The following is a 24048-nucleotide window of genomic DNA, read 5'->3' as shown; positions in this document are numbered from 1 at the left end:
TAAATCAAATTAGGAAAGTCTCGTACAGAATGTTCAAATCCTGTTCGAGGGGTGGCGGACTGTAATCCGCGAAAAAGATTTTTTCTGCGGAAGCGATTTCTACTTCCTGCAATACAAAAACAGAAACGAAAGTAGCTACAAAGGTTTTATTCAATTTTAAATCGAACGAAGCCTTGGCAAAATTTTCGTCAGTTTGTATTTTGGTAATGTGGTTTTTACAACAATCGTGTGCTTCAGGAGCCAAGTTTTTATCGTCGCAATCTGTAGCGGTGGCGTCTTCCTCCATTCCACAGGAAAGAAGTTTGTCGCCCAAGGTAACCTCAGCCATCATTTCCATCCCACTGCAGAAGTGCTGCGCATAGGCTATTCCAGAACTACTAACGAGCATTAGGATAGATAAAAATATGGAAATGGTTTTTTTCACGCTTTTGCAAAAATACAAAAAAAAGCCCCCCACTAAAATGGAAGGCTTTGTTAAATTAATTTATCTCGGCATCTACTCTGCCGCATTTCAACATTTTATCGCCAAAATATGGATTTAAAATATCTTTGCTGCTGCTTATCCAATATGCACCTTTATTATTAAAGGCCATTGGGCAGTATTGTTTGTATAATGTTCCGGATTTTAACGCGCCCTGCAACATACTTTCCATTGCACTACTTAAGGTTTCAAAATTTTGGCGCTGCACAGCAATATCGTCAGATGCAGCCATAGCGGAAACTGCAGTTTGTACAGTTTCTTCGGCATTCATTTCCTTTAAGTGTTTTTCAAGTTTTGCAGCTTCTTCAGCCGTTTTGGTGGCATTTGTATTTACTAAAGCTGCTTCTACCTGTAAATATTGATTAAATACTGCTTCAACATTAGGATCGTTGAATTCTACTTCAGGAACGGCTATTTCGTAAGTCTTGGTTTCAGTATTATTTACCGTAACAACTTCGGGCTCGGTCTGTTTAACCGTGTCTTTACAAGATAAAAGGCTTAATGCAATAATTGCTAGGGAAATAAGTGATAATTTTTTCATTTTCAGTTAAATTTTAGATAGACAAAGGTATCAAAAAATCATTGAGTTTTGTATTTCTGAAAATAAAATGCTGGCACTAATAAAAGTAGAAATAAGGGTTGAATTAAAAACCTTCTAACATAAAACAATACAAAGTGGCCGCTACTTTCTTCCGAAGTGAAAATTATAAAGCTGAAGATCATAAAAAACAGCACAAAAAGAAGGCTGTAAAGAAGGAGTGAAAACTTTATAATTTCTTTATCCTTAAATACCTGCCATATAATTGCGAGAGAAATAATGGTATTTAATAAAAATCGGAGCGCAACCCCGGTTTGTAACGCAAACGTGTCCATTTGTGGCAGCGGCATACTTTTATAGTCAACTTCAAAAAAAGATAAAAGCGGATCGTAAAACAACGTATGTTCAAAAGCTCGAATAAGAACTAAAAAACCCGCCAGAACAACTATACTTACTATGTTTAACGACTTTTTCATTACGGCGTATTCGATTTTAGCATTTTAACCCAAATCATCCATAACACGAAAACCACGCTGTAAATTATACCTGGAAATACTACCGAATGAAGCACATTTTCATACTGCGGAAATTTGTAAAGTGCGATAATAAGAATTACGATTCGCAGTAAATTAACGCTGTAAATTAAAACCGCACCCGCCAAAAGAAACAAAAGCGTTTTTTTGAAATTTTCTGCGAAAGCAATAATAAAAGCCACAAACAAAATAATAACACTGGCAGAATTGCAACCCTCAACAATACTAACAGAATAGGCATTGTTTATTGTTAGCGAAATTCCCTGTTCCAATATATTGGGTTTTAAAGTAGAAGTATAACCCAAAAACTCTAACACAGCCCTGCTTTGATTTGCAACGAGATTTGAAAGATAATCCGGAAAAAAATAGCCACTCGCAGACGCCTTTAAGTAAAGTGAATATACAACGCCAAGCAACAAATATGTGCCCAAAAATAGGATGATGAATTGAACAACGGTTCGGTATTTTTTAAAAAGTTCTTTCAAAAATTATTTCTTACTTACTGTTTCAAACATATTCAACTTTTTACAGTATTTGAAATTTTTGTATTTAACAAAAATACAGTATTTGTTTTTGGCGTTTGTAAGGGTTTTAAAATACTTTTGCCAACTCATATTTAGCTGTAAAATTATGTCATTCTTAAAACTGAAACCCAAAATAACTACCATTCTTGCCAATAATAGCGAAAGTACCGAACAACGCTTAACCGAGGTTTGTGAGCTTCTCCAAACCTCTATAGGCTATTACGATTGGGTTGGATTTTACTTTGCGAACGCGGCTCAAGAAACGCTTCACTTAAAAGCATTCGCAGGCGAACCCACAGACCACACCGTTATACCTTTTGGTAAAGGAATTTGCGGGCAGGTGGCGGTAAGCAACAAAAACTTTGTAGTGCCCGATGTAAAAGCACAGGACAATTACATTGCGTGCAGCATTACCGTAAAATCTGAAATTGTAATCCCGCTTTTCAAAGACGGAAAAAATATTGGCCAAATAGATATTGATTCGCACGTAGCAGATCCTTTTTCGCTGGAAGACGAACGCTTTTTGGAATGGGTAAACGAAGAAGTTGCAAAGATACTTTAGTTCTTTAAATTAAGTTTTTTGCAGCCACTTCTTCGAAAATTCCAATATTTTAAATTTCAAACTCCAAAAGTCCCACCCCAGCCCTTTCAAGAGTAAGAAGTAACTGTTTATTATCTTTTACCTTCTGTTTTTTGAGATTTATTTAGAATTTGGTGCTTGTAACTTGGAATTTACGAAGCTTACATTCCCGTGCGGATCGCCTCCACCGGATCTAATTTTGAAGCGGAAATAGCCGGAATAATTCCTGCAATTAAACCAATTGCCGCCGAAATTGCAGTGCCGATAAACATATTAAACGGAGACAGGATAAAATTGAAATCGCCCGTAAATTGTGAAGCAAGTAGAGAAGCAATAAATACTAAAAACAGACCAATTAAGCCTCCAATTATTGCGAGAATTACAGCTTCAAATAAAAATTGAAAAAGTATAAATTTATTTTTGGCTCCCAACGATTTTTGAATACCAATTAAATTGGTTCTTTCCTTTACGCTTACAAACATAATATTGGCAATTCCGAAACCACCAACCAATAGTGAAAAACCACTGATAATAAGCCCAATAATATTCATGCTACCGGTTATTTCATCAATAAAATCTGTAAAACCCTGCATTTGGTTAATAAAAAAATTACTCACCTCATCGGGTTTTAAACCACGTTTTAACCTAAGTTTTTGTGTAAGTGTAGCAATAAATTCGGCTTGGTCCACTTCCTTTTTAGGTTTTACCACTATTTGCGGAAAGGTAGTTTTATTGTTGTCGCCGTAAATTCTGCGAACCACATTTACGGGCATCCAAACCGATGTATCTTTTGAGTTTCCAAATAAACCGGCACCCTCTTTTTCCAAAACACCAATTACATTAAATTTTCTTCCGTAAATACGTACTTGTTTTCCAATAGCGTTTGCAGCACCCCCAAATAATTGTAATGCAATTTCATTTCCCAGAACCACAACCATAGAACCGCTATTGGATTCGGAACCATTAAAAAACCTGCCCTCCGATAACTGCAATGCCTCAATATGGTAGTAGCTATCGGTTACCGCACCAATAGGAACATTGTCTACTTGGTTGTTTCCGTATTTTATGGTTTCGTTTGGAACGTTCAGCGTAAAGGTTGCTGCTTCAATATTTGGGGTATTTCGTTCAATATACTGATATTCATCAAAGGTAACATCGGGAAATTGTTGCCATTTCCACCGTGGAATATCGGTCGGACCAAAATTAAAACGCATAACAATTATGGTGCTATTATCTAGACCACTAATGCTGCCTTCAATTTCGCGTTTTAAGGAATCTACTGCGGCGAGTACCGCTATGATTGAAAAAATACCGATTGTAACACCAACCAATGAAAGAAAGGTTCTTAATTTATTGTTCCGAAGCGCACTGAGAGCAAAATTGAAACTTTCCTTTAAAACGCGAAGGTATATTAGCATTTATGATTTTAAGTTAAGGTTTGGCGATTTCAAATTTTCAATTTCAATTTCAATTTCAATTTCAATTTCAATTTCGATTTCGATTTCGATTTCGATTTCGATTTCGCTATTAAAAGGGGTTGATAAATTTATAAAAAGTAAGACGTTTTCTCACTGCTTATGTTACAAATTTACTATGCAATTATGTACTTTTGCACCTTAATTTTCAATAATGAACAATTCCAAAAAAATTACCTCAGCATTAATCTCTGTTTTTAGCAAAGAAGGCCTCGCCCCAATTGTTAAAAAACTGCACGAACAAAACGTAAAACTTTACTCAACCGGTGGTACCGAAAAATTCATTCAAGATCTTGGAATTGAAGTAACCGCCGTGGAGGATATTACCGATTACCCTTCAATTTTGGGCGGTCGTGTAAAAACGCTTCACCCGAAGGTTTTTGGCGGTATCTTAAACCGACAGGACAATCAAGGTGATGTTGCCGAAATGGCACAATACAACATTCCGCAGATAGATGCGGTAATTGTAGATTTATATCCTTTTGAAAAAACGGTTGCCTCCGGAGCTTCGGAAACAGATATAATTGAAAAAATAGATATTGGCGGTATATCGTTGATTCGCGCGGCCGCTAAAAATTTTAAAGACACCATTTGCGTTTCTTCGGTTGATGATTACGCCGAATTTTTGAAAGTGATTTCCGTAAACAACGGAGAAGTTACCCTTAAAGACCGCAAGCGCTTTGCCGCTAAAGCGTTCAATGTCTCGTCTAATTACGACACTGCAATTTTTAATTATTTCAATATAGAAGAAAAATTGCCAGCGTATAAAATAAGTGCGGTTAACGGCCAGGAGCTACGCTACGGCGAAAATCCACATCAAAAAGGTTTTTTCTTCGGAAATTTTGATGAAATGTTCACCAAACTTCACGGCAAGGAATTAAGCTATAACAACCTTTTGGATGTTGATGCTGCCGTAAATTTAATGAACGAATTTAAAGGGGAAGCACCCACTTTTGCAATTTTAAAACACAATAACGCCTGTGGAATTGCACAACGCGAAACCGTACAACAAGCGTATTTAGCAGCATTGGCAGGTGATCCCGTATCGGCATTTGGCGGTATATTAATTAGCAATGTAGAAATTGATGAAGCTACTGCAAACGAAATTCACGATCTTTTCTGCGAAGTGGTTATTGCGCCTTCCTTTTCGGCTAAGGCACAGGAAATTTTAAAAGGGAAGAAAAATAGAATTTTACTAATTCAAAAAAACACCCAATTACCTTCGCATACCGTAAGAACTTGTTTAAACGGAGTGCTTGTTCAAGACAAAGACAACATTACCGATACTGCCGAAATTTTAACGCACGCTACGGACAATAAACCCAGTGCACAGGAGTTAGAAGACCTGTTGTTTGCATCTAAAATTTGCAAACACACAAAAAGCAATACAATTGTCTTGGCAAAGGGCAAACAACTTTGCGCTAGCGGAACCGGCCAAACCAGCCGAGTAGACGCATTAAAACAAGCAATTGAAAAAGCAACATCATTTAAGTTCAATCTCGATGGTGCTGTTATGGCAAGTGATGCTTTTTTTCCGTTTCCAGATTGTGTGGAAATTGCCGATAATGCAGGAATTACCGCAGTAATACAGCCTGGAGGTTCTATAAAAGATCAGTTGAGCATAGATTATTGCAATACACATAAAATGGCAATGGTATTTACAGGTACACGCCATTTTAAGCATTAAAATTTATTACATTTGTTAAAATTAAGCAGACACGTTAACCTTCAACTCCAACAAAATAAATTATGGGATTTTTTGACTTCCTAACTGAAGAAATAGCCATTGACTTGGGTACTGCAAATACCTTGGTTGTTCACAACGACAAAGTAGTTGTTGACGCCCCGTCAATCGTAGCACGAGATCGTACTACCGGCAAAATTATTGCTGTAGGGCGCGAAGCTGCCATGATGCAGGGAAAAACCCATGAAAACATAAAAACAATTAGGCCTTTGAAGGATGGTGTAATTGCAGATTTTGATGCCAGTGAAAAAATGATAAACATGTTTATCAATGATATTCCGGCCTTAAAAAAACGCTGGCTAAAACCTTCATTGCGAATGGTAATCTGTATTCCCAGCGGAATTACTGAAGTTGAAATGCGCGCGGTAAAAGAAAGTGCAGAGCGAGTTAACGGAAAAGAAGTTTATTTAATTCATGAACCCATGGCCGCAGCAATTGGTATTGGTGTAGATATTATGCAGCCCAAAGGAAATATGGTTGTAGATATAGGAGGCGGAACTACCGAAATTGCAGTAATTGCACTTGGCGGAATTGTTTGCGACAAATCTATAAAAATTGCGGGCGACGTTTTTACAAACGATATAGTATATTATATGCGTACCCAACACAACCTTTATGTGGGGGAACGTACCGCCGAAAAAATTAAAATACAGATTGGAGCCGCTACCGAAGATTTAGAGTTACCTCCAGATGAAATGGACGTACAAGGGCGCGATTTGTTAACAGGAAAACCAAAACAAGTACAAACTTCCTATAGAGAAATAGCAAAGGCATTGGACAAATCGATTCTTAGAATTGAAGATGCGGTAATGGAAACACTCTCACAAACGCCACCCGAACTTGCCGCCGATATTTACAACACCGGAATATACCTGGCCGGCGGTGGATCCATGCTTCGCGGACTGGACAAAAGGCTCTCGCAAAAAACCGACTTGCCTGTGTATATTGCCGAAGATCCGTTGCGGGCAGTTGTACGTGGCACCGGTATTTGTTTAAAAAACTTAAATAAGTACAAAAGCGTTTTGATTAAGTAATTTTTCGATAGAAATTATTATACTGAAAATAATTTAAAAAGAATAGTTGCCCATTTATGGCGTTGCTCCCATCAAGAAACAGAATATTTTAACCCTAACAAGCAATGCAGCAGATTATATTTTTCTTCATTCGGAATAAAAATTTCTTGTTGTTTGCCGTGCTTTTCGCGATTTCCGTTGCACTTACTATTCAAACTCATAATTACCACAACAATAAATTTGTGAGTTCTGCCAACTTTATTTCGGGTGGCGTTTATACATTTCGAAATAATATAACCGATTATTTTAATCTTTCGAAAGAGAACGAACAGTTATTACAGGAAAACTTAATGCTTCGGAAAAAAATGGAGCATTTGGAAGAGGCCATTTCAATTGAAAAACTAGATAGCACTATTCTTCCAAGTAAATTTCAATATTATACGGCGCGGGTAATCAATAATAATTTTTCAAAAACGAAGAATCAACTTACGTTAGATCAGGGCCAGCGAGATAGTGTAAAAATAGATTTGGGCGTTATTTCGTCTAAAGGAGTTGTGGGCATAGTTAGTGATGTTTCAAAAAATTACGCCACCGTACAATCTATTTTAAATACAAAAAGCCGCATTAACGCAAAGCTAAAAAAATCGAGTCATTTTGGATCGCTCATCTGGAATACGAAAGATCCCAACGTGGTGCAATTAATAGATATTCCGCGGTTGGCGCAAATAGAAAAAGGCGATACCATTATTACTGGCGGACGCTCGACAATTTTCCCCGAAGGTATTTTAATTGGGGCGGTAAAAGATTTTCATTTGGATAATGATGATAACTATTATTACGTAAACGTAACCTTGTTTAACGATATGACGAGCCTGGAAAACGTTTATTTAATAAAAAACAATGAAGCTCAAGAAATTTTAGAGTTAGAGAAAGGAGTAGAAGATGTCGAACAGTGATATATTAATAAACATAGGTCGTTTTGTACTGCTGGTTTTTCTGCAGGTGCTGGTGCTTAACAATATTAATTTGGGAGGATATATAAACCCCTATCTCTATATTTTGTTTATAGTACTCTACCCACTGGACGGCGATAAAAGTGTTTTGATTTTTCTCGGTTTTTTATTAGGGCTTTCCATCGATATTTTTGAAGACTCGGGCGGAGTGCATGCGGCTGCTTGTGCTTTTGTGGCATATATTCGTCCGGTAGTATTAAAATATTCCTTCGGTGTAAGCTACGAATACAACAGTGTGAAAATTAAAAAAGCCGATCCCATGGAAAGGCTTACCTACATTGCATCTTTGGTTTTAATGCATCACTTTGTTATGTTTTCACTAGAAATTTTTAGTTTCAATCATACATTGTTGCTGTTAAAATCTACCCTGTTTTCCGGATTGTTTACTATAATTGTTATTGTCTGTACAATGATAATTTTTAATAAGAAATCACAATGAGAAAAATTGTACTCATAGCATTGGTTTTGATGAGCGGTGTGCTTTTTGCCGCTCGGCTTTTCTATTTGCAGGTGTATGATGCTTCATCAGATTCGCTCACACAAAACAGTGCCATAAAAGTAATGTACGACTATCCACAGCGCGGGTACATGTTTGATAGAAACAACAAACTTTTAGTTTCAAACCAACCGTCGTACGACGTTATGGTTATCCCAAAAGATGTAAAACCTTTGGATACCTTAGAATTTTGTAGATTGCTAAAAATAACCAAAGAAGATTTTAAAGAAATATTGCGCAAGGCACGGGTGTATTCACCAAGACTTCCATCGGTAGTACTTCCACAACTTAACAAAGCAGATTACGCCTCCCTTTCAGAAAAAATGTATAAATACGAAGGGTTTTATATTCAGCGTCGTTCCCTTCGCGAATATCAAGTAGACCATTCGGCGAACGTTATGGGTTACATAGCCGAGGTAAACAATGCCATCATTGAAAAAAATCCATATTACCAAATGGGCGAACTCATTGGTACGGCAGGTGTAGAAAAAGAATATGAGGAAGTTCTTCGCGGTGTAAAAGGTGTAAAATACATTCAAAGAGATCGTTTTAATAGAGATATTGGCCCGTATAAAGACGGTATTTTTGATACTTTACCGGAACGAGGCCTAGATATACAACTAACTATTGATGCCACGCTCCAAAAATACGGACAGGAATTAATGGTTCATAAACGCGGTGGTATAGTTGCTATTGAACCCGATACCGGCGAAATACTTGCTTTGGTAACAGCACCTAGTTACGATCCTTCACTCTTGGTGGGTCGCGAACGTTCAAAAAATTTCACAAAATTATGGTACGACACTATTGCCAAACCGTTATACGATAGGGTTCTAATGGGTGAATATCCGCCAGGTTCACCATTTAAAGCGTTAACCGCATTGGTTGGATTACATGAACACGCTATTAAAACAGACGACGTAATAGGTTGTAGTGGCGGCTTTCATTTTGGCAGAAGAGTTTTACGATGCCACCATAGCGGGCCAGTTGCTATGGTTTCAGGGATTGCCAATTCCTGTAATACGTATTTTTGTACTGTTTATAAAAAGATAATGGACACCTATCCTACCCCTCAAGAAGGCATAGATGCTTGGCGAAAAGATCTTATGAGTTTTGGATTAGGCGATTTTTTGGGCTACGATCTTCCGAGTGGTAAAAGAGGAAACATACCAACATCGGCATATTATAATAAAATACACAAATTCCCGGAGCATAAATGGTCTTCGCTGGCAACCATCTCAAATGCTATTGGGCAGGGTGAAGTTTTATTAACGCCAATCCAAATGGCAAACTTTACTGCGGCTATTGCTAATCGAGGCTATTATTACACGCCGCATATCATAAAAAATATAATTGGCCCGGACACCATTCCGCAAAAATTTAAAGTGAAAAACCACACCACTGTTGAACCCGAATATTTTGAACCGGTAGTAGAAGGTATGTTTCAAGTTTATGAACGTGGTACTGCAGCCTCAATAAGAGTTCCCGGGATTGAAGTTTGTGGAAAAACAGGTACTGCAGAAAACTACACAAAAATAGATGGTAAACGCGTGCAGCTTACCGATCATTCTATTTTTGTAGCATTTGCACCCAAAGACAATCCTAAAATTGCCATTGCCGTGTTCGTTGAAAATGGTTACTGGGGCTCCCGCTGGGCTGGAAGAATAGCCGGACTCATGATTGAAAAATATCTTAAAGGCGAAATTACCCGAACGGATATGGAAAAGTTTGTGTTGCAAGGAAGCCTCGAAGCAGAATATGCCAAACAGTACAGTGGCGAACCTTTTTCAATTAATAGATAATGGCAGCTACCAAAAGTTACGTACGTTTTGATTGGCTAATTATATTCATCTATATTGCATTGGTGTCAATGGGTTGGATAAATATATACTCCGCCTCGCTAAGCGATGCAGCAAAAGGCTATTTTGATTTCAACCAAATTTATGGCAAACAAATGCTATGGATTGGCCTGAGTATTGTCTTAATAATTTTCGTACTAGCCATAGAATCTAAGTTCTACGAACGCTTTGCGAGCGTTATTTATATAGCTTCATTAATTTCGCTTGTCGGGCTATTTATATTTGGAAGAACTATTGCAGGCACTACTGCCTGGTACGACTTTGGTGGTTTCAGCATACAACCTAGTGAATTTGCTAAAGCGGCTACTGCCCTTGCCCTATCAAAATATGTAAGCGATATTCAAACGAACATGCAAGATTTTAAGCACCAGATTGGTGCATTCATTATACTTGCATTACCCGTTATTTTAATAATATTGCAGCCCGATCCTGGAAGTGTTTTAATATATGCGGCATTCGTTTTTCCTCTTTATCGCGAGGGTTTACACGGAGTATATTTACTTTTAGCACTGTTTGCAATTGTTTTGTTTGTATCTACACTTGCTTTTGGTACAATTTGGGTAGCTGCCGGAATTTTACTTATTGCGGGATTATTATTTTTTAGAAATAGAAAAAAAAGACCCAATATTATTAAATATATTTTCGTTGTTGTGGCTTCAATTGGCTTTGCATTTTCTGTAAGCTATATTTTTAACAACGTCTTTAAACAACACCATCGCGATCGTTTTAATATTATATTAGGAAAAGAAGTTGATGCTCGTGGTATTGGTTATAATACAAATCAAAGTGAAATTGCTATAAGCAACGGTAGTTGGCTCGGAAAAGGTTGGACTCAAGGAACGCAAACCAAAGGTAATTTTGTCCCCGAACAGCACACAGATTATATTTTTAGTACAGTGGGCGAAGAATGGGGGTTTTTAGGGAGCATGGTAGTTATTTTGCTCTTTGTAGGATTAATAACCCGAATTATTTTTAGGGCTGAAAAGCAAAAAAACCAGTTTGGAAGAGTGTATGGGTACAGTGTTGCCGCAATTCTATTTTTTCACTTTTTCGTAAATATTGGCATGGTTACAGGAATTTTTCCAACCGTCGGAATCCCACTGCCCTTCTTTAGTTACGGAGGTTCCGCACTTTGGGGCTTCACTATTTTACTCTTTATTTTTGTGAAATTAGATGGAGCAAATTTTCATTATTCGTAGGAGATAGAAGTTGAAATGAAAATTTTAGTTTAATTAGCTCGGTGCTTTCTACCGTATGCCCAAAACCATACATTGCACACTTATTTCTTTCCCCAAACTTTTAGATTAATGGTCTGTTCCATTTCGTTTTCAATGGAATCTGGCAATTGTGGAAAAAAATCGATTCCCGTTGCATCTTCAATTTCATCGATTGAAACGGCGTATTCGTAAAAACTTTCACGTGAAGGTTTATTCGGAATTAAAAAAGCAATGGCTTTATAACTTTCACCTGAAACATCTACTACAATTTTATAAAATTTATTGGGAACAGAAACATTCTCGTGTCCAATAGTATTTAAGTCGCCTTTTAAAACACCGCCTGTCACGACGTAAACACCATCATATTTTCTAGCCCAATAGCGTACTTTCTGTTCCAAACGGTTCCAAATTCCCGCATTAAAATCATGATCTTGCGGACTTATATTACTGGTCAAAAATGTTTCATTATACGCCTCAAATGACATTCTTCTATCGCCAGCGGGGCAAAGATGACCACGATCGTAGCCGGAGTTTTTATAGTTGCGCCAATCTGCAGACCTTGTTTCCACCTTTTTGTCTTCAATAAAGTAAGGGCGCTCAAATTCGTTTTTTGAAAGATCACTTTTCTTCAATTCATAAGCAACCCATTCTGCTTGTTCGTGTTCTTCAGAATAGGAAAGCGTATAAAAATTGTGCTTTACAATTTCACCCGTGGTGGAAGCTGGGAGGAATGTATCGTTAAATTCCGCACCGCTTCTTTCGGGATTTGAAAGTGTTTTATTTGCTGGACTGTTCAGTTTATCCACATATTCATCACCATAGTACAGTACAACGGTAACGAGGATAATAAGGATGGGATAAAGGTATTTTCGATTCATGGATCAACAGTAAAAAAGTGATTTAGGTAGAAATAATATTTTTTAGTCCACCGTTATTTCTAACAATTGATAGCTATTCTTTTTGTTAATCGCTTTGATAACATAGTTGCAATTTTTAAAACAAGGGTAGCCTTCGCCTTTTTGTTTTTTATTTCCACAATATCCAGCGGCACTGCTTCATTTTTAATTTCTTTATTATTGTTAAAAGCCATCAACATAATTGGAAAATCTATAGGGATTCACTATTTCAGACTTATAAGTTTTTTGTGGTGAAATTTTGCCCTTACACATAGACAAACTAAAAGCCAAAACCAAGATTTGTGAGTTCCCAAATAATTTTTTCATAAGATTACGGGTCTAATTGATAACATTATCAGCTCTAAATTGACTAATAATCTTATCAAGCACTGTGATAAAGTGGTAAAATGGTTTTTCACAAATACTTATCAAGCTCCTTTGTATCCTTGGAGTTGTTCCAAAATAGCTGAAGGTCTATACGTTTTTTATCATTAAAAACTTCGTAAAAAACAGTGGTTTATTTGGATAAAACAAACATTCTAACTTGACTTTTTTCAGACAATTTGCCCATATATGGATTTGTAGATAACGCTTTTTTAAAATCCTCAACCAAATCTATAAACTTTTCGGCTTCGGCATTGTTCCACTTGCGCAGGATAAATTCAATTTCGTCTTCAAAAGTTATATCGGCAAGTTGTGTCCAAAACACTTTCATCAAGACTGTTTAATTTTTTTTCGGGCTTTTTCAATAACTGTTTCGTGAGGCATTACCAAATCATTTTTACTCTGCTCCTTGCTTTTTTGTACTAGTTTTTGAACCTGTTCGGGCAAGTTATCCCAAAAATCAATTGTTTCTATTTCGTGCTTAAAAAAATATTCTGCACGTTCTATTTCCTCAACAGTCGAAATACCCATACAATGTTGAATCAACCTATATTTTCTTTCCGTAATATCCATCGTTGGCAAATTTTTAATGTATTTCAAATATACGAATACTTCGTTATTTAAATTTTATTAATCATTCCGCACGTCCATTGCATCGCGCAGGGCATTTCCTATTAACATAAATGCGGTTACAAGACTCATAATAGCCAATCCGGGAATTAGTGCTAAGTAGGGCTTTCCTAAAATTATATATGCGTAATGGTCTTTAATAATACCACCCCAACTGGGCATTGGTGGTTGAGCTCCAATTCCCAGAAACGAAAGTCCGCTTTCAATAAGAATAGCTCCCGCAAAATTGGCTGCGGAAATAATGATTACCGGCGCCATACTATTGGGCAAAATATGTTTTACAATTATTCTGAAATCATTAAACCCCAAAGCTCTTGCGGCAGTTACATATTGCATCTGTTTTACGCCCATAACCTGCCCGCGGACCACGCGCGCAACTTCTACCCACATTGTGAGTCCAACAGCTATAAAAACTTGCCAAAAACCTTTGCCAAGCGCCAAAGTGATGGCAATTACCAAAAGCAAGGTTGGAATGGACCACGTAACATTAATAAGCCACATTATTGCGGCATCTACCCGTCCGCCGTAATATCCTGCAATGGCTCCCATAGTTATACCAATAACCAACGAAATAAATACAGCAACAAAGCCAATGGCCAACGAAATTCTGATTCCGATAAGCATTCGGCTTAAAAGATCTCGGCCGTATTTATCGGTGCCTAGTAGGAATTTTTTTTCTGAAATATATTTTTGGGGAATTTCCTCTACGGTAGTAACATTGGGGAATAGCGAAAGCGCATATTCCTTCTGCAGTCCATCAGTTCCGTCGGGGGTATATTCCGTTATTGCTATTGAGTTTTCGGTTAAAGAATACTTCGAAATTGGAATTTCTGTATCTGCATTCTTTTTTCCGAAGAAGAAAACTGAAACAGGATTTTGCCTTTCAACGGCTACAGGAATAGTAAGCATTTGCGCCGAAAATCCTGGATTTTTTGAATGGACAGATAAATGCATCTGATTGGCATTCTGCGAATTATCTGGCGCTAAAGCGTATGCAAAAATTGCCACGAACACACAAAGTATTAAGAAGCCAAAACTGAAAACGCCCCAAAAGTTTTTTTTAAACTTCTGGAGCGCTATTCTGCTTAATGAAGTGGAATTTTTCACACTTCAAATTTAGTAAAATTTAGTGTGTTTTAAATAGAAACAAGCATCCGGTTTATGCAATACTAATTTTTAATATCGGCAACTTTTCCCGCTTTTATATTACTGAGTTTTAAATCTTCCAATACGTGCACAGCTTCTTCAATATACATGTCTTTACTCAGGTTTTTATGCCATCTTTTGCGTTTTTCTGACAGTGTAGTATCTTGTTTCATCAGCGCAGTTTCATAAGGCAATGATTTAAATGTAAGCTTGTTATCGTATTCGTTTATAGCATCAAAACGCTTGGTTTCTTCTTTACGCTGAGCAATATCGGCACTGTACATTTTATAGTTTAAGTTAACCGTTTTTTCGTCTCTGCGTTCTTTGATCCAACGAGCGTTGTCGTCAATTAATTTTAAATGTGCGTTTTGCTCCATCCGTGCATTGCTCTTCTCAATTGTTTCATCATAATCTATATATCCGTCCCAAATATTGTATTTGGCCGCATCAATTTTATCATAGGGTAATGGATTGTCATAATCTCTTTCGCCTACGTCTATATAGCTATATCGGTCTGGCATTACAACATCGCTCTTTACGCCTTCCAATTGTGTAGAACCGCCATTGACTCGATAAAATTTTTGCGACGTAATTTTTAGCGCGCCCATATCGCCCAAATCGTTTTTACGAAGCCATTGGTTTAGGTCTATTACGTTCTGTACAGTTCCTTTTCCGTACGTTTGCGCACTTCCTATAATTATTGCGCGTTTGTAATCTTGCATAGCAGCGGCTAAAATTTCTGAAGCAGAGGCAGATAACTCATTCACCAATATTACAAGCGGCCCGTCCCAAACAATTTCGCTGTCTTTATCTTCGAGTACCTCTTTATTTCCGTTTGATGCCACTTGCACAACGGGGCCTTTTTTAATAAATAATCCTGCAATATCCACGGCTGTTCTCAAAGAACCGCCCCCATTATCGCGAAGGTCCAGAACAAGGCCTTCCATTCCTTCTTCTTTTAAACGGATAATTTCTTTTTTAACATCGGTTGCAGCGTTTCGTTCTTTATAGTTCTGCATATCAAAATAAAACTGCGGCAAATTTATTAGTCCAAATTTTCGATCGGATGTTTCTATCAAGGAAGATTTTGCGTAGGTTTCCTCAAGCTCAACCACATCGCGGGTAAGCACTTTATCTGATACCGTGCCGTCAACATTTTTAATGGTTAAGGTAACTTTAGTTCCTTTTGGACCTTTAATTAATTTAACAGCATCGTCTATACGCATGCCCACGATACTAACGGCATCTTTTTCGTCTTCTTGTTTTACTTTAAGAATTGCGTCGCCCACTTCTATTTTTTCACTACGCCATGCTGGGCCGCCACTAATTACCTCAATCACGGTAATATAATCGTTCTTTTTTTGAAGTCGCGCTCCTATACCCTCCAGCTTACCAGACATTCTTAGGTCGAACCTATCTTTATCGGGTGGGGCAAAATAATTGGTATGCGGGTCAAATTCTTCAACTATGGTATTTAAATAAATTGCAAAATAATCCGTACGCTGTAAATCTTTTGTAAAGTCGAAATATTCATCGAGCGAATTTTTAGCAGCTTCACGCGCTTTCTGCTCCAATTCGGTTAAAGACTTGCGTACAAAAGGTTCTTCTTTTTTAGATGAATCATTTTTAGCAGCATCTTGAAATTCTGTTTCATCCTCTTCATCTGTGTTTGTATCAGAATCTGAAACACCCTTTTCCCTGTTTTTTTGATCCTCTACCGAATCGTAATAACTGGCCAGAGTCGTGAATTTTAATTGTTGTTTCCACCGCGATCTTAACTCTTTTGGGGAATTAGCATAGGCTAATTTATCGTAATCTACGTTTATGGTTTCGGTTTCAGTAAAATCAAAAGGTTTAGCTAATACTTCAGGATAGATCTTTTGTACATCTGCCATTCTTTTTTGAAAGCGACTGTACACCAAATCAAAAAACGAGAGATCCTTGTTTTTTATTTGGTCGTCTATCTCGGTTTTATATTTGCTGAATTCAGCAATGTCTGATGCCAAAAAATATCTTTTTAACGGATCGAGACCTTTTATAAATTTGTCGTAAACGCCAATAGAAAATTCATCATTGATATCTTTAGGATCGTAATGACCTTTCTGAATAACGTAGGTAATTAAGTCCAAAAGCAGCTTGTCTTTATTGGGGTCATTAAACTCCTTTGTAGTAAAACTGCAAGAAGCCACAGAAACGAAAACCGCCAAAAACAAAACTTTAAAATTCTTTTTCATTATTCGCATAGTTGTGGTATTAATTATAAGTGCCTAAATTATACAAAAAACCGTGCCATTAAAGCATTCTGGTACTAATATTTTGTTAAACAGCAGAATCTGTTATTCGTAAGCAAATTCTGTATTCAGGATTAATAAATGTATTTTTGTTTCCCTTTAAAATTCAAAGAATATGTCAGAAAACAGACCGTTAATTCTGGTAACAAACGATGATGGCATCAATGCTCCTGGAATTCGTGCTTTAATTGAAGTCATGAACACTTTAGGCGATGTAATGGTAGTAGCACCGGATTCTCCCCAAAGTGGCATGGGCCACGCAATAACTATAAACGATACTTTGTACTGCAATAGTATAAATGTAATTAAAGATGCTCCACATAAAGAGTACAGTTGCAGCGGCACCCCGGTTGACTGCGTAAAAATAGCAGTAAACGAAATTTTAAAACGCAAACCGGACCTGTGTGTTAGTGGTATTAATCACGGAAGCAATTCGTCTATAAATGTAATTTACAGCGGGACAATGAGTGCTGCTGTAGAGGCAGGAACGCAAGGCATACCTTCTATTGGGTTTTCTCTTTTAGATTATTCCTTAGAAGCAGATTTTGGACCTTCAAAAAAGTTTGTAAAAGCCATTGCGCAGCAAACACTTAAAAACGGATTGCCAAAAGGGGTTGTATTAAATGTAAATATTCCAAAATTAAATGCTTCGGAAATTAATGGCATTAAAATCTGCCGCCAAGCAAATGCGCACTGGGAAGAAAAATTTGACAAACGCACCAACCCAGTGGGTCGCGATTATTACTGGCTTTCAGGCGAGTTTGTAAATGATGATGAAGGCGAAGATACTGACGAGTGGGCACTGCGCAATGGGTATGTTTCGGTAGTTCCCGTGCAATTTGACCTTACAGCATATCGCGCTATGGACGAATTAAATTCCTGGGAGTTAAAGTAGTTAGGTTAACACACAAATTTAAAGTGACACCAATAAAATAGAAATTATAAATATGAAGCCACATATAGCAGAAATTTTAAAAGGATTTATAATTGGAGTTTTAGCTAATTTGGCAGGGACTTATTTATATATTTTCTTTTTTTCCGATAGCAGTTTAGAGGTTACACTAAAGGACGCTAGGGCAAACGACCTACTAGGAAGCTTAATTGCCTTAGGCGCAATTTTAAACCTTATAGTGTTTTTTATATTTTTAAAAAAGAACCAATATTACAGAGCACGAGGCGTAGTTCTGGCCACAGTACTGGCCGCTATCGCCGTATTGATTTCAAAATTTTTATAAAATGAAGCGTCTATTCCCAATAACTCAGTAACTTAGTCGTGTTTAATGGTTGCAAATTATTGCCACAATAAACCATACAGTTTAACCTATAAGTAAAAAAATTATGAAACGCGCAGTTTTTCCCGGTACTTTCGACCCTATAACCCTTGGGCATGTAGATATTATATTGCGCGCACTTCCCCTCTTCGACGAGCTTATAATTGCCATAGGCGTAAATGCCGATAAAAAAACAATGTTCAGCTTACAAGAACGGGTTAATTTTATTGAAGAAACCTTTAAAGATGAAGCAAAGGTGAAGGTGAAAAGTTATACCGGTCTTACTGCCAAGTATTGCATTTCGGAAGAGGCACAATTTATAGTTCGCGGTTTGCGAAACACCACCGATTTAAATTACGAACAGCCCATAGCGCAGACAAATTACAAAATGGCAAAAGTTGAAACTATCTTCCTAATATGTGCGCCGGAGGTTTCAAATATATCTTCTACGATTGTACGCGATGTTATGCGAAACGCGGGCGATTACACTTATTTGGTTCCTTCGTCTGTACGAATATAATAGGCGCCCCAAACAAAAAAACCCTCTCAGTTTCCTGAAAGGGCTTTAAAAATTGTTTTTAAAAAGAATTATAACGCAGCAACGTGCTTTGCCATATTCGATTTTAAATTGGAAGCCTTATTGGAATGAATAATGTTTTTCTTAGCCAATTTGTCAATCATTGAAATAACGTTCGGAAACATTGCTTCAGCCTCCTTTTTATCAGAAAGTTCCTGAAACTTCTTCATGGCGTTACGGGCAGTTTTATGCTGATAACGGTTACGCAAGCGCTTTGCCTCGTTGCTTCTAATTCTCTTTAATGCTGACTGGTGATTTGCCATTTCTATTTTATTAAATTCTAAATTTTGTAGTCCGTAGGGGAATCGAACCCCTGTTACCAGGATGAAAACCTGGCGTCCTAACCCCTAGACGAACGGACCATTGTTTATTTTCAAATGCGGATGCAAAAATACAATATTTTTTGAATGAAGCAAATCTAAAATAACTTTTTTAAAAATAAATTAATATGCCTTGGCAAAAACCACTTTCCGCTCTGAAGGTTTCCCAGTAATAATACAGCTTCCCGGCGTATTATCACCTTCTAGGGGAATACACCTAATTGTGGCTTTTGTTTCATTTTTAATTCGCTCTTCAGTCTCCGGTGTACCATCCCAATGCGCCAATATAAAGCCACCTTTACCTTCTAATACCTCTTTAAACTCTTCGTATGAAGCAACTTCGGTAGTATGTTCCGATCTATATGAGGAAGCTTTGGTATATAGATTGGCCTGAATTTCTTCCATCAGTGAAAGCACTTTAGAAACTGCATTTTCGTTAGAAACAAACTCTTTTGTGAGTGTATCCCTGCGTGCCATTTCTACGGTGCCTTTTTCAACGTCCTTTGGACCAATAGCAATTCGCACGGGCACGCCTTTTAATTCGTATTCGTTAAATTTCCACCCTGGTTTGTGCGTGTCGCGGTTATCGTATTTTACACGAATGCCGTTAGAACGTAATTTTTTAACCAATTCTAGAGCTACTTCGTTTACCTTTTCAAACTCTTCTTCCTTACGATATATAGGAACAATTACTACTTGATCTGGCGCTAAATTAGGCGGCAGAACCAATCCGTTATCGTCACTATGGGTCATGATCAAAGCGCCCATTAATCTTGTGGAAACGCCCCAAGAAGTTGCCCATACGTAATCTAACTTGCCATCTTTTGCGGCGAACTTAACATCAAAAGCTTTCGCAAAATTCTGACCAAGAAAATGTGAGGTTCCTGCCTGCAAGGCTTTTCCATCCTGCATTAAAGCTTCAATACAATAAGTTTCCAATGCGCCGGCAAATCGTTCACTCTCGGTTTTTGTTCCTTTTAGTACCGGTATTGCCAAATAATTTTCAGAAAATTCGGCATAGATATTCATCATTTGCTCTGCTTCAGCAATTGCCTCGTTTTTAGTAGCGTGGGCCGTATGACCTTCTTGCCACAGAAATTCGGCTGTACGCAAGAATAAACGGGTGCGCATTTCCCAGCGCACCACATTTGCCCATTGATTAATTAATAGCGGTAAGTCGCGATACGATTGGATCCATTTTCTGTAGGTATCCCAGATTATTGTTTCAGAGGTTGGGCGCACAATTAATTCTTCTTCCAACTTAGCATCGGGATCTACAACTATGCCACTGCCATCTTCGGCATTTTTTAACCTGTAATGAGTAACAACTGCACATTCTTTGGCAAATCCGTCAACGTGGCTAGCTTCTTTGCTAAAGTATGATTTAGGAATGAACAACGGAAAATAAGCATTTTGATGTCCAGTTTCTTTAAACATTCTGTCTAATTCAGCCTGCATGCGTTCCCAAATGGCGAAACCATATGGTTTTATGACCATACAGCCACGAACACCAGAATTCTCGGCAAGATCTGCCTTGATTACTAGCTCGTTATACCATTTAGAATAATCTTCTGCTCTTGTTGTAATATTCTTTGCCATACTGGGTTTTTGGCACAAATGTTGTGTCTATGTTAAATGATTAGTTATTGTCCGCAAAACTACTTATTTTTATGATGTCCAACAATAAAATTACCAGAGATATGTACACCAATAATACAAATATAAAACGTTTCATTCCTTTAGCATTTATAGGCGTTTTCGTCTTCATGCTAACGTCTTGTGGAACGTATAACAAAGGTTACAATCAAAATGATGGTATTTATTCTTCTTCAAATAATTCATATTCAGAAGAAGAATACAGCGATAACGGTTCCGATAGCGACAAAGCGAACTACTACCAGCAATATTTTAGAAGTAAATCTGAAGCCTATTCTGATCTCCCAGAAGACGGCGCTATTTTTACAGATATTGATGCTTATTCCACCTCTGAAAGATTAGATGAGGATGGAAACATTATAATTGAAGAAAATTATCAGGACGAAGGTTACGGCCCATGGGGGAGTAATTCTGAAGATATTACCGTAAACGTTTATAATTATGGTGGTTATGGGTATGGATTTTACCATAGACCTTACTGGTATGGGGGATATTGGAGCTACCCATATTATAATTACTACACTCCGTATTGGGGCATGAGTTTTGGATGGGGCTACCCATATTACGGCTATGGTTACGGCTATGGTTATCCTTATTACGGTTACGGATTTTACAATTCGCACCACTATTACAATTCCAATTATTATTACAATTCGCACTATAATAACGTGTCGTATAATCGAGGTAGAAGAAACACAGATTACACCAGAACCAGTACCCGCGGTAGATCTAACAATGCTACAAGCAGAAGCTCCTATAGTCGGTCTGAACTTTCTAGACGTGTAAACAGAAATAATGTACGCGCCAATAATACAACTACGCGAAACACACGTAGTACGGTGCGAAACACACGCAGCAATTCTAATAATACAATTAGAAATACCCGATCTAACTCACGAATTAGAAATAATAGCAGCTCACAACCTACACGTAATAATAGCACCAGAAATAGTACATATTCTTCTCCTACAAGGAGCAATAGCAATAGCACTATCAGAAGTTCCGGCAGTAACAGACGTTCCAGCGGTAGCAGTGTTCGCTCAAGTAGCGGCGGACGAAGTAGTAGCAGCGGCCGAGGAGGACGTGGTTAACAGCTATAATATAATTTTATATTTACAAAAAATCAACTTTGTGCCCATTGGCCATTTCTCAATAATTCGAAATGATAGCTTTGGGCATAATTATTTAAAAGAACTTATTAAATGAAAAGAATTTCCATTTTATTGGCAACTATTTTTACAGTGGCATTTTCTAATGCCCAAAACATAACCGACGGTTTGCGATACAGTACTGGGGAAAATATTGGCACCGCCCGCTATACCGCACTAAGTGGTGCGATGGGAGCATTGGGTGGCGATTTTTCGGCACTTGACGTAAATCCGGCCGGAAGCGCGGTATTTCTCAATTCTTCACTTACTTTTTCAGCTTCTTTATTCGATATTAAAAATGAATCTAATTATTTCAACAACAACACAAAAAGTTTAGCTAATAATTTCCAGTTAAATCAGTTAGGCGGTGTTTTTATAATTAATAATTCAAACGAAGAATCAGATTTTAAAAAGTTGGCCATTGGTTTCAATTATAACATATCTAAAAACTTCGAAAACCAATTGTATATTGAGGGAACTGGCAATACGTCTATAGGCGATTTTTTCTTACAACAAGCACAAGGACTCCCCTTAAACTTATTACAATTGCAGGGTATTGAAACAATTTCTAGCCTTTACCAATATTTGGGAGAATCTAAAGGGACTACCGCCCAAAATGCATTTCTTGGGTATCAGGCATATCTTTTTGATGCCGTAGACCCCAATAATCCTTCCAATACAGATTATGTGTCTAATATTGCAAATGGCAGTTTTAAACAGCAATACGCCTATCTATCAGAAGGTTATAACAGTAAATTTACAGTCAATCTCGCATCTCAAATTACCGACCATTTATATTTTGGGGTGAATGTAAATACGCATACAATCTTTTTTAATCAAAGTTCGTTTTTATTGGAAACCAACAATAATAGCGGTTCAACAATTAATAGCATTGGCTTTGAAAATAACTTAACGGTAAATGGCGCTGGAATTTCTGCACAATTTGGGGCCATTGCAAAAGTAGCAAACAATCTGCGTTTGGGGTTGAGTTTTGACACTCCTACGTGGTATCAAATTTCGGAAGAAACTACTCAATACCTCGAAAGTCGCCGTGTTTTTGAAGGACAATCCACCACTCAAATTATTAATCCTAGAGTAATAAATGTATTTGAAGATTATACTTTAAAAACCCCTGCGAAGGCCACGGCAAGTGCTGCGTATATTTTTGGTCAAAACGGCTTAATTAGTTTCGATTATTCCTTTAAGGACTATGGATCTATTAAATATAGTCCTACGCACGATTCGTTTTTTAGAGATTTAAACAATACTGTTGAGAACACCCTAAAAGCAACGTCTGAATACAGAGCTGGTGGCGAATATCGCGTTAATCAGTTAAGTTTGCGGGGTGGTATTCATTACGAAGAAAGCCCGTACAAAAATACTGAAATTTTGGGTGATGTATTCGGTTTCTCCTTAGGAGCGGGATATAATTTTGGAAGCTTTACAGGCGATCTCGCCTACTCGCGTTCTGAACAAAAAAGAAATCAGCAATTATATTCAATTGGTTTAACCGATACTGCTGAAATTAATTCGGTTTACAACAATTTCGTTTTGTCCCTTGGCTTTAATTTTTAAATCTATGTTGAATTTTAAGCTAAAATGTTAGCACCTTATGAAGAAGCTAAGCTTTGTTTTTATTCTATTAACTTTTTTGAGTTGCAACAACAGTCCATATCTTTTAAATGATAATAATCCGGACAAAACTTTTCTCATTGAACATATAAAAAATTTGAAGCGAGCCGGCCTTATTAACGGCAGACCTTCGTTGGTTTTAAACGGTGAACTCATAACGTACGAGTCCTTAAAAAAATGTAAATTGAATTTATATAAAGAAGATATTGATTCAATTTATGCAGTCTTTAAAAAAGATGATTTAGGCGCCAAGTATTTATATGGCAATGATGTAAAAAACGGAGTGATTTTAATAAAAATCAAAAAAAGGCAAAAAGAATGGTTGACAAAAACATAATTCTGAATGAATGCCCCTCCTTCAATCTTGACCTAAACTTAATTTAAAAATTTCTATAATAACTCTTATCAATAATCATCTATAGATTCTAAGGTATTTTGAGTGTTTTCAATACTATAAAACAAAAAACCCCACAAAAATGTGGGGTTTCTTTTTTATTACTGATTAATTTCTATTTATCGTTTTAGGGTAAAATGTCCTTTGAATTCCTTTGGGATCTCGTTCTCGGTGTACTCCACTCGGAACCAGTAATCGCTCGATGGCATGGGCCTGCCCCCGAAGGTACC

General features: G+C 37.3%; 26 protein-coding genes and 1 tRNA gene. 13 read left to right on the top strand and 14 right to left on the bottom strand.

Annotation, left to right across the window (positions count from 1 at the left end; all coding sequences use genetic code 11):
- Positions 1-4: 4 nt before the first annotated feature.
- From VZD24_RS14105 to xrtF, 4 genes are read right to left on the bottom strand one after another with little or no spacing between them, the layout of a single operon-like run.
- Positions 5-424, bottom strand: a complete 420-nt coding sequence (locus VZD24_RS14105; RefSeq protein ID WP_342687957.1) for an HYC_CC_PP family protein — start codon at positions 422-424, stop codon at positions 5-7.
- Between the two features lie 55 nt (positions 425-479).
- Positions 480-1022: a DUF3347 domain-containing protein gene (locus VZD24_RS14100; protein WP_342687958.1), complete on the bottom strand. Its 543-nt coding sequence runs from the start codon at positions 1020-1022 to the stop codon at positions 480-482.
- Positions 1023-1060: 38 nt separating this feature from the next.
- Positions 1061-1495, bottom strand: coding sequence for an exosortase F system-associated membrane protein (locus tag VZD24_RS14095; RefSeq protein WP_342687959.1), 435 nt, complete (start codon positions 1493-1495; stop codon positions 1061-1063).
- Complete coding sequence (gene xrtF / locus VZD24_RS14090; RefSeq protein WP_279450080.1) at positions 1495-2037, bottom strand: exosortase family protein XrtF; 543 nt, start codon at positions 2035-2037, stop codon at positions 1495-1497. Before xrtF ends, VZD24_RS14095 begins: the two co-directional genes overlap by 1 nt.
- Positions 2038-2182: 145 nt before the next feature.
- Here xrtF and VZD24_RS14085 point away from each other — a divergent pair, with 145 nt between their 5' ends.
- On the top strand, positions 2183-2638 hold the full coding sequence (locus VZD24_RS14085) for an XrtF-associated fRMsr-like GAF protein (RefSeq protein WP_342687960.1): 456 nt from the start codon (positions 2183-2185) through the stop codon (positions 2636-2638).
- Positions 2639-2817: 179 nt separating this feature from the next.
- On the opposite strand, the gene VZD24_RS14080 is transcribed toward VZD24_RS14085, so the two are convergent.
- On the bottom strand, positions 2818-4074 hold the full coding sequence (locus VZD24_RS14080; RefSeq protein ID WP_279450078.1) for an ABC transporter permease: 1257 nt from the start codon (positions 4072-4074) through the stop codon (positions 2818-2820).
- 211 nt (positions 4075-4285) lie between these two features.
- Between VZD24_RS14080 and purH the strand changes: the two genes are divergently transcribed.
- The 6 genes from purH (at position 4286) to rodA (ending at position 11455) form a co-directional block, all read left to right on the top strand.
- Positions 4286-5818, top strand: a complete 1533-nt coding sequence (gene purH / locus VZD24_RS14075; RefSeq protein ID WP_342687961.1) for a bifunctional phosphoribosylaminoimidazolecarboxamide formyltransferase/IMP cyclohydrolase — start codon at positions 4286-4288, stop codon at positions 5816-5818.
- A 62-nt stretch (positions 5819-5880) separates the two neighbouring features.
- Positions 5881-6909, top strand: coding sequence for a rod shape-determining protein (locus tag VZD24_RS14070; RefSeq protein WP_279450076.1), 1029 nt, complete (start codon positions 5881-5883; stop codon positions 6907-6909).
- A 104-nt stretch (positions 6910-7013) separates the two neighbouring features.
- A complete protein-coding gene (gene mreC / locus VZD24_RS14065; protein ID WP_342687962.1) occupies positions 7014-7844 on the top strand; it encodes a rod shape-determining protein MreC in 831 nt (276 codons plus the stop codon).
- On the top strand, positions 7831-8340 hold the full coding sequence (gene mreD, locus VZD24_RS14060; protein ID WP_279450074.1) for a rod shape-determining protein MreD: 510 nt from the start codon (positions 7831-7833) through the stop codon (positions 8338-8340). Before mreC ends, mreD begins: the two co-directional genes overlap by 14 nt.
- Complete coding sequence (gene mrdA, locus VZD24_RS14055) at positions 8337-10199, top strand: penicillin-binding protein 2 (RefSeq protein WP_342687963.1); 1863 nt, start codon at positions 8337-8339, stop codon at positions 10197-10199. Before mreD ends, mrdA begins: the two co-directional genes overlap by 4 nt.
- On the top strand, positions 10199-11455 hold the full coding sequence (rodA, locus tag VZD24_RS14050; protein WP_279450072.1) for a rod shape-determining protein RodA: 1257 nt from the start codon (positions 10199-10201) through the stop codon (positions 11453-11455). The genes mrdA and rodA overlap by 1 nt, the downstream gene beginning before the upstream one ends.
- An 80-nt stretch (positions 11456-11535) precedes the next feature.
- Here the strand turns inward: rodA and VZD24_RS14045 are convergent, their stop codons facing one another.
- The 5 genes from VZD24_RS14045 to VZD24_RS14025 all read right to left on the bottom strand — a co-directional run bounded on the left by VZD24_RS14045 (position 11536) and on the right by VZD24_RS14025 (position 16763).
- Entirely contained in the window at positions 11536-12351 is an 816-nt protein-coding gene (locus VZD24_RS14045; RefSeq protein WP_342687964.1) for a DNA/RNA non-specific endonuclease, read from the bottom strand.
- A 535-nt stretch (positions 12352-12886) separates the two neighbouring features.
- On the bottom strand, positions 12887-13084 hold the full coding sequence (locus VZD24_RS14040; RefSeq protein ID WP_279450070.1) for a type II toxin-antitoxin system RelE/ParE family toxin: 198 nt from the start codon (positions 13082-13084) through the stop codon (positions 12887-12889).
- Positions 13084-13326 carry a hypothetical protein gene (locus tag VZD24_RS14035; protein ID WP_279450069.1) on the bottom strand — a complete coding sequence of 81 codons (243 nt, stop codon included), beginning with the start codon at positions 13324-13326 and terminating at the stop codon, positions 13084-13086. Before VZD24_RS14035 ends, VZD24_RS14040 begins: the two co-directional genes overlap by 1 nt.
- 57 nt (positions 13327-13383) lie before the next feature.
- Positions 13384-14490, bottom strand: a complete 1107-nt coding sequence (locus VZD24_RS14030; RefSeq protein WP_342687965.1) for an ABC transporter permease — start codon at positions 14488-14490, stop codon at positions 13384-13386.
- 62 nt (positions 14491-14552) lie between these two features.
- The gene (locus VZD24_RS14025) at positions 14553-16763 is read right to left on the bottom strand and encodes a carboxy terminal-processing peptidase (RefSeq protein ID WP_342687966.1); all 2211 of its coding nucleotides are present in this window, start codon (positions 16761-16763) and stop codon (positions 14553-14555) included.
- A 172-nt stretch (positions 16764-16935) separates the two neighbouring features.
- Here VZD24_RS14025 and surE point away from each other — a divergent pair, with 172 nt between their 5' ends.
- From surE to coaD, 3 genes are all read left to right on the top strand, one after another.
- Positions 16936-17715 carry a 5'/3'-nucleotidase SurE gene (surE, locus tag VZD24_RS14020; protein ID WP_279450066.1) on the top strand — a complete coding sequence of 260 codons (780 nt, stop codon included), beginning with the start codon at positions 16936-16938 and terminating at the stop codon, positions 17713-17715.
- 52 nt (positions 17716-17767) lie between these two features.
- Positions 17768-18055: a hypothetical protein gene (locus VZD24_RS14015; protein ID WP_279450065.1), complete on the top strand. Its 288-nt coding sequence runs from the start codon at positions 17768-17770 to the stop codon at positions 18053-18055.
- Positions 18056-18158: 103 nt separating this feature from the next.
- A complete protein-coding gene (gene coaD / locus VZD24_RS14010; protein ID WP_279450064.1) occupies positions 18159-18611 on the top strand; it encodes a pantetheine-phosphate adenylyltransferase in 453 nt (150 codons plus the stop codon).
- A 68-nt stretch (positions 18612-18679) separates the two neighbouring features.
- Here the strand turns inward: coaD and rpsT are convergent, their stop codons facing one another.
- The 3 genes from rpsT to proS all read right to left on the bottom strand — a co-directional run bounded on the left by rpsT (position 18680) and on the right by proS (position 20587).
- The gene (gene rpsT, locus VZD24_RS14005; protein ID WP_279450063.1) at positions 18680-18931 is read right to left on the bottom strand and encodes a 30S ribosomal protein S20; all 252 of its coding nucleotides are present in this window, start codon (positions 18929-18931) and stop codon (positions 18680-18682) included.
- Positions 18932-18958: 27 nt separating this feature from the next.
- Positions 18959-19030: transfer RNA gene (locus VZD24_RS14000), tRNA-Glu, on the bottom strand.
- Between the two features lie 81 nt (positions 19031-19111).
- Entirely contained in the window at positions 19112-20587 is a 1476-nt protein-coding gene (gene proS, locus VZD24_RS13995) for a proline--tRNA ligase (protein WP_279450062.1), read from the bottom strand.
- A gap of 71 nt (positions 20588-20658) precedes the next feature.
- Between proS and VZD24_RS13990 the strand changes: the two genes are divergently transcribed.
- The 3 genes from VZD24_RS13990 (at position 20659) to VZD24_RS13980 (ending at position 23761) form a co-directional block, all read left to right on the top strand.
- A complete protein-coding gene (locus VZD24_RS13990) occupies positions 20659-21735 on the top strand; it encodes a hypothetical protein (RefSeq protein ID WP_279450061.1) in 1077 nt (358 codons plus the stop codon).
- Between the two features lie 111 nt (positions 21736-21846).
- Positions 21847-23367 (top strand): OmpP1/FadL family transporter, encoded by a 1521-nt coding sequence (locus tag VZD24_RS13985; protein WP_279450060.1) that lies wholly within the window; start codon positions 21847-21849, stop codon positions 23365-23367.
- Between the two features lie 241 nt (positions 23368-23608).
- Positions 23609-23761, top strand: a complete 153-nt coding sequence (locus tag VZD24_RS13980; RefSeq protein WP_279450059.1) for a hypothetical protein — start codon at positions 23609-23611, stop codon at positions 23759-23761.
- 176 nt (positions 23762-23937) lie between these two features.
- Here VZD24_RS13980 and VZD24_RS15270 read toward each other — a convergent pair.
- The coding region (locus VZD24_RS15270; RefSeq protein WP_373693830.1) for a T9SS type B sorting domain-containing protein at positions 23938-24048 on the bottom strand (111 nt) is incomplete at its 5' end.

Origin of the sequence: Aequorivita flava, assembly GCF_038742595.1 — a bacterium.
Classification (GTDB): domain Bacteria; phylum Bacteroidota; class Bacteroidia; order Flavobacteriales; family Flavobacteriaceae; genus Aequorivita; species Aequorivita marisscotiae.
The sequence above is the reverse complement of the archived record's forward strand: the minus strand, read 5'-3'. Positions and strand labels throughout refer to the sequence as shown.

What these genes read in the sequence shown, in the direction of transcription:
- VZD24_RS14100 (WP_342687958.1), bottom strand. Translation starts at nt 1,022, where the DNA reads ATGAAAAAATTATCACTTATTTCCCTAGCAATTATTGCATTAAGCCTT.
- VZD24_RS14095 (WP_342687959.1), bottom strand. Translation starts at nt 1,495, where the DNA reads ATGAAAAAGTCGTTAAACATAGTAAGTATAGTTGTTCTGGCGGGTTTT.
- VZD24_RS14085 (WP_342687960.1), top strand. Translation starts at nt 2,183, where the DNA reads ATGTCATTCTTAAAACTGAAACCCAAAATAACTACCATTCTTGCCAAT.
- VZD24_RS14080 (WP_279450078.1), bottom strand. Translation starts at nt 4,074, where the DNA reads ATGCTAATATACCTTCGCGTTTTAAAGGAAAGTTTCAATTTTGCTCTC.
- purH (WP_342687961.1), top strand. Translation starts at nt 4,286, where the DNA reads ATGAACAATTCCAAAAAAATTACCTCAGCATTAATCTCTGTTTTTAGC.
- VZD24_RS14070 (WP_279450076.1), top strand. Translation starts at nt 5,881, where the DNA reads ATGGGATTTTTTGACTTCCTAACTGAAGAAATAGCCATTGACTTGGGT.
- mreC (WP_342687962.1), top strand. Translation starts at nt 7,014, where the DNA reads ATGCAGCAGATTATATTTTTCTTCATTCGGAATAAAAATTTCTTGTTG.
- mreD (WP_279450074.1), top strand. Translation starts at nt 7,831, where the DNA reads ATGTCGAACAGTGATATATTAATAAACATAGGTCGTTTTGTACTGCTG.
- mrdA (WP_342687963.1), top strand. Translation starts at nt 8,337, where the DNA reads ATGAGAAAAATTGTACTCATAGCATTGGTTTTGATGAGCGGTGTGCTT.
- rodA (WP_279450072.1), top strand. Translation starts at nt 10,199, where the DNA reads ATGGCAGCTACCAAAAGTTACGTACGTTTTGATTGGCTAATTATATTC.
- VZD24_RS14045 (WP_342687964.1), bottom strand. Translation starts at nt 12,351, where the DNA reads ATGAATCGAAAATACCTTTATCCCATCCTTATTATCCTCGTTACCGTT.
- VZD24_RS14040 (WP_279450070.1), bottom strand. Translation starts at nt 13,084, where the DNA reads ATGAAAGTGTTTTGGACACAACTTGCCGATATAACTTTTGAAGACGAA.
- VZD24_RS14035 (WP_279450069.1), bottom strand. Translation starts at nt 13,326, where the DNA reads ATGGATATTACGGAAAGAAAATATAGGTTGATTCAACATTGTATGGGT.
- VZD24_RS14025 (WP_342687966.1), bottom strand. Translation starts at nt 16,763, where the DNA reads ATGAAAAAGAATTTTAAAGTTTTGTTTTTGGCGGTTTTCGTTTCTGTG.
- surE (WP_279450066.1), top strand. Translation starts at nt 16,936, where the DNA reads ATGTCAGAAAACAGACCGTTAATTCTGGTAACAAACGATGATGGCATC.
- VZD24_RS14015 (WP_279450065.1), top strand. Translation starts at nt 17,768, where the DNA reads ATGAAGCCACATATAGCAGAAATTTTAAAAGGATTTATAATTGGAGTT.
- coaD (WP_279450064.1), top strand. Translation starts at nt 18,159, where the DNA reads ATGAAACGCGCAGTTTTTCCCGGTACTTTCGACCCTATAACCCTTGGG.
- rpsT (WP_279450063.1), bottom strand. Translation starts at nt 18,931, where the DNA reads ATGGCAAATCACCAGTCAGCATTAAAGAGAATTAGAAGCAACGAGGCA.
- proS (WP_279450062.1), bottom strand. Translation starts at nt 20,587, where the DNA reads ATGGCAAAGAATATTACAACAAGAGCAGAAGATTATTCTAAATGGTAT.
- VZD24_RS13990 (WP_279450061.1), top strand. Translation starts at nt 20,659, where the DNA reads ATGATGTCCAACAATAAAATTACCAGAGATATGTACACCAATAATACA.
- VZD24_RS13985 (WP_279450060.1), top strand. Translation starts at nt 21,847, where the DNA reads ATGAAAAGAATTTCCATTTTATTGGCAACTATTTTTACAGTGGCATTT.